Here is a 14504-nt window from a genome sequence, read left to right on the forward strand (position 1 = left end):
CGCAGACTAGCGTGCGTTGTGGTCTCCCGCGGGGAGGCGGCGCACGGCGACGATCCCGAGCGCGAGAAGCAGCACCGACCCAAGAAAGATGGGGGTGAGTGCAAGCGCATCACCCGGCCGTGGCGTGCCAATGAGCGCGGCGGCTGATGAGATCAGTGGCCCAACGACGGCACCGGCGTAGAGGGGGAAGAGCGAGAGGCTCAGCGCGGCGGTGCGACGGCGCTCGGTGACGGAGTTGGCCAGCCAGGTGAAGACCATCGCCTGCAGCAGCGCCGATGCCGCAGCAAGGAGCGTATTCGAGAGGGCAAGGCCGAACGCCGTTGAGACAACGATCATTGTGCCAGCGGCAACCGCCGCGGCGGCGAAGCCGAGCGCCATCACTCGCGGGGCGCCGATGCGCGGCACCAGGCGTGTAGCGAGGAGCGGCGCAACGAGGGCGCCCCCCAGCGCCGAGAGTCCTGTCAGTAGGCCAACGGCGCCCGCCACGCCAGGGGCGGCGAGCGGTTCGGCTATTCCCGTAATCGAGGGGCCAATCACCACCTCGGCAATCCGTAGCGGGAAGACAGGGCGGAGCATGCGCTCCCCGGCGATAGCCAGGCCAAGCACCAGGTATCCCGCACGAATCTTGCGGTCGGCGAAGACCTCGCGAAGGCCACGGCGGGCCACCTCGAGCACGCCTCCCGTCGGCGGGTGGTGCGGTCGTACGTCAGGGATTGCCACGATGTTGGCCACGATGAGTGCAGCATTGAGCAGCGCCGCGACCATGATCGGTGCCGCAAGCGAGAGGCCCAGGCCGTCAATCATTGCGCCGGCGAGGAGTGGCCCCAGTGCGAAGCCCATCGGTGCCGCGGCGCTAAAGAGAGCGATCGACCTGGTGCGTGCGTGCTCTGGCGAAACCTCACGAATCGTCGCCAGCATGACGCCGGTGTTGCCGAGCCAGAAGCCGAGGGCGAGCGTTGCGGCGATCAACTGCCACGCCTCTTGCGCGAGGGCGAAGGCGATAAGTGCGATCAGCGCAATCAGTCCACTGCGCACGATGACGAGTCGACGCGATCGCAACTCGGCGATGGCCAGCCAGATCGGCACCTGCGGTGCACCAACGATAAAGATACCCGCTGTCGCTGCGCCCGACACTGTCGCGATATCACGCAGTGGTACCCCAGCCCCTTCAAGTGCGAGCGGAAGGTAGGCATAGATCATGGCGACGCCGAAGATCTCAGCGAATTGCACCAGCACGTAGATGGTGACGATCCGCTGCCACGGGATCGTGCTGGTTCGGATCAGAGATCACCAGCCTTAGCACGGCTACGAACGTCGGCTGCGCGTACCAGGATCTCTTTGCGGACACCCGCTGGCCGCGCAGACCAGGAGCGAACCTGTGTTGCCATGCGTGGATTCTTCGCGAACCGTGCCGAGTGACGATCAATGAACTCCCAGTACATGGTGGTAAACGGACAGGCCGTTTCGCCCACCGATTCGGTTGGGTTGTAGAAACACGATTTGCAGTCGTCGCCCATACGCGAGATGTATGCGCCGCCACAGATGTACGGCTTACTCGTGATGCGACCCAGATCCGCAAACTGACTCATGGCCACGACGTTTGGCGTAACGACCCACGGCAGCGCATCGACAAATGCCTCCAGGAACCAAGAGTCAACCTGCTGCGGTTGCACGCCGAAGAGGAGTGCAAAGTTGCCGAGCACCATGAGGCGCTCGATGTGGTGGACGTGTCCCGTTCGCTGCAGCGTTTTGACGATGCGCGACATGCAGGCCATCTTCGTCTCTCCCGACCAGTAGAGCTCAGGCAGCTCCTCATGGGCGTTCAGGCCGTTGTCGGTCTGCCACTCTCGCCAATACTCGCGATATGCGTGGCGCATGAATTCGCGCCAACCGAGGATCTGGCGGATGAACCCTTCGATGCTCGAGAGGGGGATCTCTTTCTTCCGATCGGCATGCGTTTGTATTGCACGCTCGCAGACTTCGGCAGGAGTGATCAGGCCAAGGTTGAGCGCTGGTGACAGGAGCGAGTGAAAGAGATGCTCATGCTCTTTCGACATAGCATCTTCGTATGGGCCAAAGTTGGCCAGCCGATCGTCACAAAATGCGTCGAGTGCAGCGAGTGCCTCACGCCGGGTTGTCGGCCAGATCAGTGTGGTTGACTCGCCAAAGAGCGTTGAGGACTCCTTAAGTACTTCATCAATCACCGACTGTACGAGTGGCGTGACTGCTGCATACGGCGGTGTCGGCACGTCGGTGCCAGGGACGAGGCGCTTCCGATTCTCCTTGTCGAGGTTCCATGTGCCGCCAATCGGTTCGCTCTTCCCCGCGCTCTCCTCCATCAGCCAGCCACGCGCACTGCGCACACGTCGATACCAGTACTCCATGCGGAGCTCTTTTCGGCCCGACTTGAACGCCTCCCATTCAGCCACGGTGGTGAGCCAGAGCTGATTTTCGACGACCTCCACGGGCGTACCGCTCGCAGCGGACCATGCCTGAATCGCCTCGAGGTCCTGAGGCTGCGCAGGGTCCATCAGGGTGACGCCGGACGGCCGATACCGCTCCTGGGCGGCGGCGAGTGCCTCGCCCAGGGTGGGAGCCTTGATGACCTCGGTTGGAGCCCCGCGCCCCTGAAGCTCTGCCGCAAACCCTCGTAGCGCCGCGACCTGCAGCACCACGGCCTGCACGTGTCGTGCCTCGTGCCGCACGCCCGTGATCTCTAAGACGAGGATTGGATCGGCGAACTTGGCGCTGCCATCAAGATACGCGCGAAGTGGGCCAACCTGGTCAGTGAGCTGATCTCCTAGAACTACGAGGTGGTTCACGCTACGACCGCCTGCGACGACAGGCGTCACTGCAATACTTCACCTCGTCCCAAACACGCTCCCAGCGCTTGCGCCACTGGAACGGTCGGCCGCACACCACGCAAATCTTTTCTGGGCGTTCGCTCGGCGGTCGATGCGGCTGCCGTGGTTCACGTCGTGCGCCGCCCACAGCTATTGGCCACTCTCTGGCTTCAGCGCCGCGCTGTACGCCGCAAGCGTTCGTTGACGCGCCTCGGCGTGATCGACGATCGGCCCTGGATACTGTTCGCCGAGGGTGATCCCGGCCTCTGCAAGCGCCTTTGGATGCGCCCACGGCGCATGGATCGCGGGCGCTTGCAGAGCTGCAAGCTCTGGCACCCAGCGGCGCACATATTCACCATCGGGATCAAAGTTTCCCGCCTGCGTCACCGGATTGAAGATGCGGAAGTACGGTTGCGCATCAGTGCCACTCCCCGCACACCACTGCCAGCCACCATTGTTGGCGGCAATATCACCGTCGACAAGATGTCGCAAGAAGTGCGCCTCCCCCTCACGCCAATCAATCAGCAGGTCTTTTGTTAGGAATGATGCGGTGATCATGCGCGCGCGGTTGTGCATGAAGCCGGTCGCTGCGAGTTGGCGCATCCCTGCATCAACAACGGGGTAGCCGGTCTTGCCGCTTTTCCACGCCTCCAGTAAGCGCTGATCGCTGCTCCACTTGATTGCGTCGTAGCTTGGACGCCACGCGCTGCTCGCGGCATGCGGCGCGTGCCAAAGCACCTGTGTATAGAAGTCACGCCAGGCGATCTGGCTCACCCAGACTCGCTCACCAGATCGTTCACCCTCTTGCACTGGCGGTAGTGGAAGTTGTCGCACAACAAGTTCACGCGCGGAGAGGAGCCCAATATGCAGCGCCGCCGAGAGGCGGCTAGTTCCAGAGTTGTCGGCCAACGTGTTGCGCCGGTCTGCATACTTGTCAATTGATTTGCGCCACGCATCGGCGTATTTGCGCGCAGCGCGTTCACCTGGCACAGGGAGTTGATCAATCTGCGCGGTTGGCACCGCATGCGCATCAAGGAGCGTCCGATCAACGGTGGAAGTTGGAGTTGGTGTTGGTAGTGGTGGAAGCTTCTTCGGCGCTGGGAGTGGCGCGCTCGCGTCAACCTGCTCGAGCCATCGGCGGAAATACGGCGTGTAGACGCCGTATGGTGTGCCGCCACCGGTCAGCAACTCCTCTGGCTCCACCACAACGAGGCCACGCTTCGCATGCAGTTTCACGCCGAGTGGTGTGAGCAGATCCGCAACGGCGTGATCGCGCTCTCGCGCGAACGGAGTGTGGTCGCGCGTCATGAAGAGGTCAATTTCTCCAGTGCCGCCTGCGGCACGCAACTCGCTAACCAACAGTGGGAGTGCGGTAGTGGCTGGCCCCTGCAGTTCAATGAGGTCCGAGCCGATGGCGCGCAGGCTGGCGGCGAGTTCTGTGACGCTCTCGCGCAGGAACCAGGTGCGGTTGGCGCTCGACAGCTTGCCAGTAATGAGGCCGGGTTCCCAGATGAAGATCGGCAAGAGGGGTGCGCCCCGCTCCTTGGCTGCTGCCACCGCCGCCACCAGTGCGGGGTGATCGGCAAGGCGAAGGTCTCGGCGGAACCAAAGGATCACTGGGGGGTGTGGCATCGTCGGTAGATCATCGCACCTTACCCGCGCCGCGGGGCTCCCTCTCGGGGCGGTGACGGGGTACGATCCCCCCGCCGTGCGTTGCCCGGCAGCATCCAAGCAACCGAGAGCGGGGGGCTATGCCTGCGAGCGTGATCGTCGGACTCCAGTGGGGCGACGAGGGGAAGGGGAAGACCACAGACTTCCTCGCCGAGCAGGTTTCGACGGTCGTTCGCTATCAGGGTGGCGATAACGCTGGCCACACGATCGTCATCGGCGGCGACACCTTCAGGCTGCACCTGGTCCCCTCGGGCGTCCTCTATGGGCACATCACCCCGATCATCGGGCCAGGGGTGGTCGTCAACCCCGCCACGCTAATTCGGGAGTTTGATGGGCTGATCAGTCGTGGCATCGATATCTCGAAGGTGCGCGTCAGCCACGCAGCACACCTGATCCTGCCGTATCACGTGGCGCTCGACAAAGCCCGTGAGAGCGCGCTCGCTGGAGACAAGGTGGGCACCACCCAGCGTGGCATCGGACCTGCCTATGAGGATCGCGCCGCTCGACTCGGCCTTCGCGTTGAGGATCTCTTGGATCCAGCCTCAGCCGCGACGCGCCTCTCACGCGTGCTCCCTGAGAAGCGCGCACTCCTCGCCGCGCTCGGCGTCGTCGACTACGCCGACGCGGTTGACGCCGACGCGATTGCTGCGCTCATTACCACCTGGGGCGAGCGACTCCGTCCACACATCGCCGACACGAACGACCTGGTGCAGCGTGCCTACGCCCGTAAGGAGCACCTCCTCTTTGAAGGCGCTCAGGGGGCGATGCTCGACCTCGATCACGGCTCCTACCCATTCGTCACCTCGTCGCATCCAATTGCGGGAGGCGCCACCACTGGAGGCGGCATCGCTCCACTCCAGATTGATGAGGTGATGGGCGTCATGAAGGCATACGCCACACGTGTCGGATCTGGCCCATTCGTCACCGAACTCACCGACGCAATCGGCGAGCGCATCGCCGTCACTGGTCATGAGGTTGGCACGACCACTGGTCGCCGTCGCCGTGTCGGTTGGAACGATGCCGTTCCACTCCGCTACGCCTTTGAGTTGAATGGCGTCTCGAGCATCATGTTGAACAAGCTTGACGTGCTCTCGGGCATTCCTGAAATTCTGCTCTGCGTTGCGTATGAGATCGACGGCAAGCGCGTTGAGCGCTGGCCAACGTCGAGTGCTGAGCTTGCACGCGCGAAGCCAATCTACGAAACGTTCCCTGGCTGGGAACAGGAGATCACCAGCGTTCGCGCGATGGCCGACCTCCCTGAGACCGCCCGTCGCTATGTCACGGCACTTGAAGAGATTGCCAGTGCGCCGATCGTGCTCCTCTCTGTTGGCCCCGAGCGCACGCAAACCATTGAGCGCGCCTGGCGCCCGTTACGCCACGCCAAGCGATGATCCCCCGCTACGCCACGCCGTCAATGACGGCGGTCTGGAGCGATGAGGCTCGCTGGAGTGCAGCACTACAGGTTGAACTTGCGGTGCTTGACGCGCAGGCTGCATCGGGTGAAGTCCCAGCCGAAGCCGTCGCAGTGATTCGTGCCAAGGCGAAGGTTAACGTCGCACGCATCAACGAGTTGGAGCGAACTACTGATCATGACGTCGTCGCCTTCGTGAACCAGCTGGCGGAGAGCGTTGGCCCAGAGGGGCGGTGGATTCACCACGGCCTCACCAGCAGCGACGTTGTGGACACCGCGCTCGCACTGCAGATGCGTGAGGCCGCTGCGCTCATTGATGCAGGTCTCGCAACTCTACTCGCAACGATCATTCGCCGTGCGCGTGAGGAGAGCGACACGATCATCATTGGGCGCACGCACGGCATGCACGCAGAGCCAACCACCATGGGCGCCAAGATGGCGAACTGGGCCTTTGAAGTTGCACGGGCACGTGAGCGCATCACGCTTGCGACCGCCGAAGCGGCGACGGGAAAGATCTCCGGGCCTGTCGGCACCTACAGCCAGATCAACCCTGAGATTGAGCAGATCGCATTGGCGACGCTCGGCCTACGCGCCGATCAGGCCAGCACCCAGATTGTGCAGCGCGACCGACACGCCGCCTTCGTGAGTGCGATTGCCATCGCCGGTGGCACGCTTGAGCGAATCGCTACCGAGATCCGCCATCTGCAGCGTTCCGAGGTGGATGAGATGCGCGAGCCGTTCCGCACTGGTCAGGCTGGTAGCTCAGCAATGCCGCAGAAGCGCAATCCGATCAAGAGCGAACGGATAGCCGGTCTCGCTCGCCTCCTGCGTGGCTACGCCGCAGCGGCAATGGAGAACCAGCCACTCTGGCACGAGCGCGACATCAGCCACAGCTCCGCCGAGCGAATCCTTCTGCCCGATGCAACCTCGCTCCTCGCCTTCATGGCGGATTCGCTCAACGGTGTAATCGATGGCGCAGAGATTCGCCGCGAGCGGATGAAGGAGAACCTTACGGCTGGGCTCGGGCTGCACGCCGCATCGCGGCTACTCACGGCACTCGTTGATGCGGGGATGCAGCGCGATGCCGCCTATTCAATTGTGCAAGCTGCGGCGACGAGCGCGCGCGATGGCAACCGACAGCTACATGAAGTGTGTCTGGCAGATGCCAGCATTGCCGCTGCACTCAGCAGCGGCGCGCTGCTCAAGCTCTTTGACTACGGCGCCGCAACGGTGCATGCAGCACTACTCGTTGACCGACTCGCTCAATTAGAAACTCGGGGATAAATCGAACGGCCGAGACCCCGAAGGGTCCCGGCCGTCCGGGTTGCTCAAAGAGCTACTGGACTCAGCGCGCTGGGCGTCGGGTCGAGAAGCAGTTGTCGCAGTAAACCGGCTTGCCGCTGGTTGGCAGGAAGGGGACCATGGTCTCCTTGCCGCAATCCGAGCAGGTTGCTGGGTGCAACTCGCGTGGTCCGCGAGGTGCGCGTGGGGCGCCGTAGCCGCCGGCGCTGTAAGAGCTGCCACCGGTGTAGCCGCCGAAGCCGCCACCCGCTGAACCACCCTCGCGCTGCGCCTTACGGGCATTGCGGCATGGTGTGCAGCGCTTTGGCTCCGTGAAGCCGCGCTCAGCGTAGAACTCCTGGTCCCGCGCTGTGAATACGAATTCCTGGCTGCAATCCATGCAGACCAAGTTCTTGTCTGTGTACATTCCGTTCACTCCTAGTGCTGGCTCGCCTCGTGGTCCGATGCTGGTCTCGCGAGCCCTGGATGGGAACGGTTGACTGATCTCGGTCGCGTGCGTGCGTGCTTATGTCCACCGAAGCCCGGGGAACCTCCGTAGCATACGGCATCCCGCTCATCTCTCATAGGGGCTGCCCTATGATCAGGCCCAACGGGGTGCCGCTGGCCCCCCGAAGACTCGTGGAGGTCCCTACGAATGCCCAGTCGAACCCTCGTCGCCGCACTCGCCGCTGAGGCGATCGGCACCTTCCTCTTCTTCGTGCTCGGAGCGGGCGCGGTGATCATGAATGCCCAGACCGGCGGGGAGGTCGGCCTGATCGGCATCGCCCTCGCCCACGGCCTCGCCCTCGCCGCCCTTGGCACCGCCTTCGCCCCCATCAGTGGCGGGCAGTTCAACCCGGTGGTAACCGTGGCCCTCTGGCTGGTTGGCAAGGTCCGAACCATTGAGGGGATTCGCTACATCGTGGCCCAACTGGTCGGCGCCGTCGCCGCTGGGTTCGCCCTCAAGCTCGCCTTTGGCGGCTTCGAGTCGGGTGACACCGCCTGGTCGATTGCAGGTGGCGGATCACCCGCTGTTGCTGCTGGCCTGACCCAGGCCACGGCGATCGCCATCGAGGCGGTCCTCACTGCCGTGTTGGTCTACGCCGTACTGCTAACCGCCGTTGATAAGCGCGCCCCACAGCTCGGTGCACTCCTCATTGGCGGCGTGATTATCGCCGAAATCATGGTGGGCGGACCGCTCACCGGCGCGGCAATGAACCCGGCGCGCTGGTTCGGCCCTGCGTTGGCGCTTGGCGACCTATCGGCCGCCGTCGTCTACATCGTGGGGCCGCTCATCGGCGCGGTCGTCGCCGCGCTCTCCGTTCGCTACCTCTTCGCCGAGCGCTAAATGCCAGGCGACGATTGGGCGGCACGGCGCCCTTCGTGGCTGAAGGGGGCACAGCGCTGGCTCGGTCGACTGATTGGACTCGTTGCGCCGTTCCACGCACGCCTGGCGCTTGCTACCAACGGTTGGGTGTCACCCAACCTTGGTGGACGGCCGGGAATCATCTTGGAGACGATCGGGCGACGGAGCGGTACGCCACGTCGCGTAGTACTGACCTATCTCCCTGACGGTGAGCGCATTGTGGTGATCGCGAGCAACTACGGTCGCAAAGGGCATCCCGCCTGGTATCGCAACATTGAGGCCGAGGCGACCGTGACGATCATCTACAAGCGCTTCCGACGCCCGTATCGCGCGCGCATTGCCGTTGGCGAGGAACGCCTGAGCTACCTGCGCGCAACGGACGATGCGACGTACGGCGTTTATGCAGCGTATGCGCGGAAGACGTCGCGTGAGATTCCGGTTGTCATTCTTGAGCCAACGCCTAAATGAGCGGGGCTGCTGCCGCACTGAGCACGGCGCGCACGCGCCTCGTAGTTGACTCGCTTGGCATCTGGGCCATCGCCATCATCGTTGGCGGCATCTTCGGCTTTACCGCGCGCCAGGGTGGGCTCTCTCTCGTTGAGGCAATCGCCTTTAGTTCGATCCTCTTTGCTGGCGCGTCGCAATTTGCCGCCGTTGGGCTCCTGGTCGTCAACACGCCGTGGCCATCGATCGTGCTGCTGGTGTGGCTACTCAATGCACGGCACCTCCTCTACTCCGCCTCTGTCGCTCCGTACACCACGAAGCTCTCGCTGAAGCTTCGGGCGGGGCTCGCCTATCTGCTCACCGACGAAGCGTTCGCCCTCACGACGGCACACATTGCGCGCCTTGGGCGTATTGACGTGAGAGGCGCCTGGTATGCAGGGTTCACGATCTTCATCCCTTGGAACCTCGCGACAATCGCCGGATGGCTTGCCGGTGCAGCACTGCCTGATCCCGCCACCATCGGTCTCGATGTGGTCTTCCCCGCGGCGATGGCTGGGCTCGCCATCGGCCTTGTGAAGGATCGTGCTGCGCTTGTTGCACTGCTCGTTGGTTGTGTCAGCGCAGTCGCTGCGGCGCTCGTGATTGATCCGAGTGCAGCAATCATGATCGGTGGCCTGGTTGGGCCACTCGCAGGGCTCGCACTCTTTCGGAGGCACGCGTGAACAACGACCTCTTGAGCACTGACCTGGTTCCACTCGCGATCCTTGGTGGGCTCGGCACGTATGTCGCGCGCGCACTGCCGATGCTGGTCCCTGGCATTGATCGCCTGCCGCCCGTCGTTCTCGAGTACCTGCGGCTGATCGGCCCAGCGGTGCTGGGCGCAATCGCTGCGGCATCAGTGTTTGTGCAGGGCGGTACGTTCGCCGTCGGTCCGGAAGCGGTCGCCGTGTTCGCTGGCGGTGCTGCGGGCCGCTGGCGAGGCAGCCTCCTCATCGGCATGTTGGTGTCTGTCATTACCGTTCTCGCGCTGCGCGCTACGATTCGCAACTGATGTTAATCACCGAAGCAGATCTCACGCCGATTGAAGTGAAGCTCGTTGCCGCGGCGCGTGCCATTCGTCCGCGCGCATACGCGCCGTACTCCGGTTACACGGTTGGCGCTGCCGCAGCCGACGAGAACGGCGGCATTCACGTTGGTGCAAACATGGAGGGTGTCGACTACACCCTTACGGTGCACGCTGAACAGCACACGATGAATGCAATGCGCCTAGCCACCGATGCACGTGCCGTCGCTCTCGCGTTTGCGGTGCAATCACCAGCGGAGGCGCCGGCGCCGTGCGGCATCTGCCGCCAGAGAATTCGCGAGTTCGCGGCGTCGCTTTCAATTCCGATCGTTGCCGTCAACCTTGACGAGCGGCTCGGGATCCTGCGAATCAATCGCTACCCGTTCGATCTGCTCCTGCCTAACTCCTTCGGCCCGGAGAACATTGGCAAATAAAAACGCCCCGCCGCGGCATAAGCCACAACGAGGCGCCCTTATCTGATCGTCAGCGTTAGCTGCGAAGATCCTTATACGCCGCCCAGAGAACTGGAAGACTTACCAAGAAACCAAGCACGAAGACGATCGGGTCGTTCACTTGCTCTTCTTGGCGAGCAGGGTGCCGAGCGAAAGGATCGCTGGAACCCACAGGCCGATGTAGATTGAGGTCTGGGTGTTCTGGACAAAGCCGACACCAAAATAGTGCGCGAGTGAAAGTGCGAGGCTGGCTACTGCAGCCAAGATGTACAGGTTCTTCGAATCCATGTTTCCTCCCTAACGTCTGAGCTGAACTTCAGCCCTGCTGAAAACGGTAGCCGATTCACCGATATAACTCAATCGTTAAGGGCTGGGGCTGCCGGATCGTCGCCAGCGCTGAGTTCTACCCGCTCAATCCTCTCGCCTCGGTCAAGCACCTTCTTTGAGGAGATCTTGATCTGCTCGATGTCCTTGCTCGCCTGCCCGAAGTGCGTTTCAAGGCTCTCTACGCGCTCGCCGAGCCTGCCCACGTCGTCGAGGATGAGGCGCACCTCACGCTGAATGAGGGAGGCCTGCGCGGCGATCTTGGTGTCGATGTAGACCGAGCGGAGATTGGTCAGCCAACCATGAATCGTATTCGGGCTGGCGAGGTAGACGCGCTTCTTGCTCGCGTACTCCACCAGATCGGCAAAGTGCTGCAGCAGCTCGCCGTAGATGGACTCCGCCGGGATGAACATCAGGGCGAGGTCGCGCGTTTCGCCCTTGATGAGGTATTTCGACGAGATGTCGTCAATATGCTTCTTTACGTCGACCTTGAACTGGCGCTCAGCAACGATCCGCGTGGCGTCGTCACTAGCGGCGAGCATGCTGCGATACGAGTCAAGTGGAAACTTTGAATCAACAGCGAGGTCACCGCCACGCTCACCGAAGCGGATGAGGCAGTCAACGCGGGCACGATTTGAGAGGGTTGCCTGGAATTCGTAGAGCTCGGCGGGGAGCACATCTTCAACGATCTGCTCCAGGCGGACCTCGCCAAACGCGCCGCGCGCCTGGTTGCTGCCGAGGATGCCGACCAGGTCGACAACCTGGCCCTTCAACTCTTCGATCTGCTGCTGGGCCCGATCAATGATGCCGAGGCGTTCGCCAACCTGCTGAAGCTGCTCTGTGGTGCCCTTTGCGCCAGCCGCTAGCGCCTGCTGCACGCTCTCTCGATCGCGATTGGACTGCGTGACGAGTCCCTGCACCATGGCGGCGAGCTGTGCGGCCTGAATGGCGGCACTCTGGTCGGGCGGAGTTGGGCGCCCAGCGCGGAGCGCTGCATAGATCGATGCGACGGCGGCAACTCCGGTGAAGAGTGCGGCGATTGGGACGAGTAGATCGTTCATGCCCGCCATCTTGCCTGATCAGTGTGCCGACTGTTTGGCACAGCGGGGAAGCCGATGTGGTGAATTACGCGCCCGGAACGGGAGCTGCACGTTCGAGGAACTCGGGGATGCGTGTGAGATCAACGTTTCCGCCACTCAGAATCACAACAACCCGGTCGCCAGGGATCACGGGGATGCGGCCAAAGAGGAGTGCGGCAAGTGCGGCGGCGCCGGCAGGCTCAATGACCTGCTTGAGCCGCTCCATGGCGAATTTAAGGCCGCCGAGAATCTCTTCGTCGGGGAGGGTAATCAGAGCGTCGAGATGTGACGACGCGATTGGAAGGGTCCAGGATCCCGCATAAGGTGCGCCGAGTCCGTCAGCGATGGTGTCGGGGGTTACTGGAACTATTCCGCCTGAATCCACGGCTTGCTTCACCGCAGACGAGCCGTCGGGCTCAACGCCGTAGAGGCGAATCTCGGGCTTGAGTGCGCGAAGCGCAACGGATGCGCCGCAGAGCATGCCGCCGCCACCAAGTCCGCCAATGACCACATCAACTTCGGGAATCTGCTCAAGGATCTCAATGCCCATGCTGCCGTGGCCGGCAATCACAAACGGATCATCAAACGGGTGAGCATCGATGAGACCGCGCTCTGCGACAAGCTTGCTCTTGAGCTCGCCAGCGGTGCCCATGTTGCCCTCAACAAGGTGCACCGTTGCACCGTACGCTTTGCAGGCGGCAATCTTTGCGGGCACAGCCTTCGCCGGCATGACCACCTCGACAGGGATGCCGTAGGCGCGGCCCGCCCAGGCATATGCGGCGGCGGCGTTGCCCGCACTAAATGTGATGATCCCGCGGCGCTTCACCTCGTCGATGCCGAAGAACTCAACAAGTCGTGCGACGCGATTCAACATGCCGCGAACCTTGTACGAGCCGCTGCGCTGCAGATGCTCGGACTTAAATCGCACGCGTCCGTCGCCAAGGAGCGGACCCCCACTGCGGCGAATTGCGTCAGCGGCACCGACCGAGGAGAGGATTGGCGTGATGTGCAGTTTCCCCGCGGTGCGCTGGACCGCATCTTTCACCGCCTTCAGATCCATGCTGAACGGCTCGCCCGTCAGGGGGTCGGTGGTCGGCAGCGGCGGATAGGCGGGGCGCTGTTCGCGAGCGGATAGGTCGGGCATGTGAGAACGGTAATACATGCGCGGGGGGAGCAGGTAGCCTGTGCGCATGCTGGAAATTCGACCTGCGACCTTCGAGGAGATCCTGAACCTGCGCCACGAAGTGCTGCGCGCGGGGAGGCCGCTGGAGAGTGCCCACTACCCGGGTGATGAGGCTGGCGCTGGCGCGCACTGGGGCGCCTGGAGCGGCGGCGAACTCGCCTCCTGCGTCTCGCTCTATGCCGTAGAGGGGCCAAGCACTCAGCTGCGAGGGGCGGCGACCGCCCCCCACTGGCGCAGCCAAGGGATTGGCGAGGCGCTGATGCGCGCCGCCATCGCCGCCTGGTGGGCCGACGAGAGCGCCCCGCGCGACCTCTGGTGCAACGCACGGGTGGCCGCTATCACCCTCTATCAGCGCCTCGGCTTTGTCGCCGAGGGGGAACGCTTTGAGTTTCCCGAGGTCGGCCCACACCAGCGCATGCGCTGGGTTGCCCGATGATCGGCGCACTCTTCGGCGTGATCGCCGCCTTCTCCTGGGGTGGTGGCGACTTCCTGGGCGGGCTCGCTAGCCGTCGTCTTCCAACATTCCTCGTTGTCGCCGCAAGTCAGACGGCGACGCTTGCGCTCCTTATCCCCGCGGCACTCATCACAGGGGGCGTTCCGCCGACTGGCTCTGCTCTGCTCACCACGGCGATCGCCGGCATCGTTGGTGGCACTGGTGTGCTCTTGCTCTATCACGGGTTTGCACACGGGCGTATCTCCATTGTTGCCAGCATCGCCGGCACACTCTCTGCACTGATTCCCGTTGGGGTCAGCATCCTGCAGGGTGAGATTCCATCACTGCTTCGACTCTTTGGATTCTTGGCGGCCATTGTTGCGATCATCATCGTCTCGACGAGCTCTGTTGAGCATGCGGTTGCTGGCGAGGCGGGGGCACACGCCGATGCATCGAGTGGCGCGGCGGCTCGCGGTGGTGCGATCTACGGCATCACCGCCGGTATCTGCTTTGCAGGATTCAGCCTGATCTTCGCCGGTGTTGAATCCGACGCAACCGTGTGGCTCATCACCATCCTTCGAATTGCCAGTGTCTCCGCGTTGGCACTGGTCTTCGTTGTGGCTCGCCTGGTTGGCCGTCGGCCACCTGGCGATGAGCCGATTCGCGATGGCGCGGTTCCTGTAGGGCTACTGCCACGACTGCGCCTGCTGCTGCTCCTTACCGTGGCAGGCACATGCGAAACCGCGGGGAACCTCTTCTTCTTCCTCTCGAAAGAGGAGAGCGGCGTGGCCGTAGCGGCGGTCTTCACATCGATTGCGCCGATCACCACCGTGATCTTTGCCGCCCTACTACTGGGCGAACGGGTGACCGCTCGCCAAGGATTAGGAATTGGATTGGCGGGCATCGCAACCGCTGCGATCGCCCTGGGCAGAGTGTCGTAGACGAACTGTTACA

The 14504-nt window shown here is 63.1% G+C and carries 17 protein-coding genes; 9 read left to right on the plus strand and 8 right to left on the minus strand.

The window, feature by feature from the left end; translation table 11 throughout:
• Positions 1 to 6 precede the first annotated feature (6 nt).
• The 4 genes from AC3LCN_RS00425 to AC3LCN_RS00440 form a co-directional block, all read right to left on the minus strand.
• Positions 7 to 1230, minus strand: coding sequence for an MFS transporter (locus AC3LCN_RS00425; RefSeq protein WP_488648120.1), 1224 nt, complete (start codon positions 1228 to 1230; stop codon positions 7 to 9).
• A 50-nt stretch (positions 1231 to 1280) separates the two neighbouring features.
• Positions 1281 to 2852 (minus strand): cryptochrome/photolyase family protein, encoded by a 1572-nt coding sequence (locus tag AC3LCN_RS00430; protein WP_488648121.1) that lies wholly within the window; start codon positions 2850 to 2852, stop codon positions 1281 to 1283.
• Positions 2824 to 2928 (minus strand): DUF2256 domain-containing protein, encoded by a 105-nt coding sequence (locus AC3LCN_RS00435; RefSeq protein ID WP_488648183.1) that lies wholly within the window; start codon positions 2926 to 2928, stop codon positions 2824 to 2826. The genes AC3LCN_RS00430 and AC3LCN_RS00435 overlap by 29 nt, the downstream gene beginning before the upstream one ends.
• A 65-nt stretch (positions 2929 to 2993) precedes the next feature.
• Complete coding sequence (locus AC3LCN_RS00440) at positions 2994 to 4475, minus strand: cryptochrome/photolyase family protein (protein WP_488648122.1); 1482 nt, start codon at positions 4473 to 4475, stop codon at positions 2994 to 2996.
• Positions 4476 to 4594: 119 nt separating this feature from the next.
• Here AC3LCN_RS00440 and AC3LCN_RS00445 point away from each other — a divergent pair, with 119 nt between their 5' ends.
• Positions 4595 to 5905: an adenylosuccinate synthase gene (locus tag AC3LCN_RS00445; RefSeq protein WP_488648123.1), complete on the plus strand. Its 1311-nt coding sequence runs from the start codon at positions 4595 to 4597 to the stop codon at positions 5903 to 5905.
• A complete protein-coding gene (gene purB / locus AC3LCN_RS00450) occupies positions 5902 to 7209 on the plus strand; it encodes an adenylosuccinate lyase (protein WP_488648124.1) in 1308 nt (435 codons plus the stop codon). The genes AC3LCN_RS00445 and purB overlap by 4 nt, the downstream gene beginning before the upstream one ends.
• Before the next feature lie 61 nt (positions 7210 to 7270).
• Here purB and AC3LCN_RS00455 read toward each other — a convergent pair whose 3' ends face one another.
• Positions 7271 to 7633, minus strand: coding sequence for a zinc-ribbon domain containing protein (locus tag AC3LCN_RS00455; protein WP_445844399.1), 363 nt, complete (start codon positions 7631 to 7633; stop codon positions 7271 to 7273).
• Between the two features lie 228 nt (positions 7634 to 7861).
• On the opposite strand from AC3LCN_RS00455, the gene AC3LCN_RS00460 reads away from it, so the two are divergent.
• From AC3LCN_RS00460 to AC3LCN_RS00480, 5 genes are read left to right on the plus strand one after another with little or no spacing between them, the layout of a single operon-like run.
• Positions 7862 to 8554, plus strand: a complete 693-nt coding sequence (locus AC3LCN_RS00460; RefSeq protein ID WP_488648125.1) for an MIP/aquaporin family protein — start codon at positions 7862 to 7864, stop codon at positions 8552 to 8554.
• On the plus strand, positions 8555 to 9040 hold the full coding sequence (locus AC3LCN_RS00465) for a nitroreductase/quinone reductase family protein (RefSeq protein ID WP_488648126.1): 486 nt from the start codon (positions 8555 to 8557) through the stop codon (positions 9038 to 9040).
• A complete protein-coding gene (locus AC3LCN_RS00470; protein ID WP_488648127.1) occupies positions 9037 to 9738 on the plus strand; it encodes an AzlC family ABC transporter permease in 702 nt (233 codons plus the stop codon). The genes AC3LCN_RS00465 and AC3LCN_RS00470 overlap by 4 nt, the downstream gene beginning before the upstream one ends.
• Complete coding sequence (locus AC3LCN_RS00475) at positions 9735 to 10067, plus strand: AzlD domain-containing protein (protein ID WP_488648128.1); 333 nt, start codon at positions 9735 to 9737, stop codon at positions 10065 to 10067. The genes AC3LCN_RS00470 and AC3LCN_RS00475 overlap by 4 nt, the downstream gene beginning before the upstream one ends.
• Entirely contained in the window at positions 10067 to 10513 is a 447-nt protein-coding gene (locus AC3LCN_RS00480; protein ID WP_488648129.1) for a cytidine deaminase, read from the plus strand. Before AC3LCN_RS00475 ends, AC3LCN_RS00480 begins: the two co-directional genes overlap by 1 nt.
• Before the next feature lie 135 nt (positions 10514 to 10648).
• Here AC3LCN_RS00480 and AC3LCN_RS00485 read toward each other — a convergent pair whose 3' ends face one another.
• From AC3LCN_RS00485 to AC3LCN_RS00495, 3 genes are all read right to left on the minus strand, one after another.
• On the minus strand, positions 10649 to 10819 hold the full coding sequence (locus AC3LCN_RS00485; RefSeq protein WP_488648130.1) for a hypothetical protein: 171 nt from the start codon (positions 10817 to 10819) through the stop codon (positions 10649 to 10651).
• 68 nt (positions 10820 to 10887) lie between these two features.
• Positions 10888 to 11916 (minus strand): DNA recombination protein RmuC, encoded by a 1029-nt coding sequence (locus AC3LCN_RS00490; RefSeq protein WP_488648131.1) that lies wholly within the window; start codon positions 11914 to 11916, stop codon positions 10888 to 10890.
• A 64-nt stretch (positions 11917 to 11980) separates the two neighbouring features.
• Entirely contained in the window at positions 11981 to 13078 is a 1098-nt protein-coding gene (locus tag AC3LCN_RS00495; RefSeq protein WP_488648132.1) for a threonine ammonia-lyase, read from the minus strand.
• Positions 13079 to 13124: 46 nt separating this feature from the next.
• On the opposite strand from AC3LCN_RS00495, the gene AC3LCN_RS00500 reads away from it, so the two are divergent.
• Entirely contained in the window at positions 13125 to 13553 is a 429-nt protein-coding gene (locus AC3LCN_RS00500; protein WP_488648133.1) for a GNAT family N-acetyltransferase, read from the plus strand.
• Positions 13550 to 14491, plus strand: coding sequence for an EamA family transporter (locus tag AC3LCN_RS00505; RefSeq protein WP_488648134.1), 942 nt, complete (start codon positions 13550 to 13552; stop codon positions 14489 to 14491). Before AC3LCN_RS00500 ends, AC3LCN_RS00505 begins: the two co-directional genes overlap by 4 nt.
• Positions 14492 to 14504: the final 13 nt, after the last annotated feature.

This window comes from Candidatus Limnocylindrus sp., from assembly GCF_040397215.1.
Taxonomy (GTDB): Bacteria; Chloroflexota; Limnocylindria; order Limnocylindrales; family Limnocylindraceae; genus Limnocylindrus.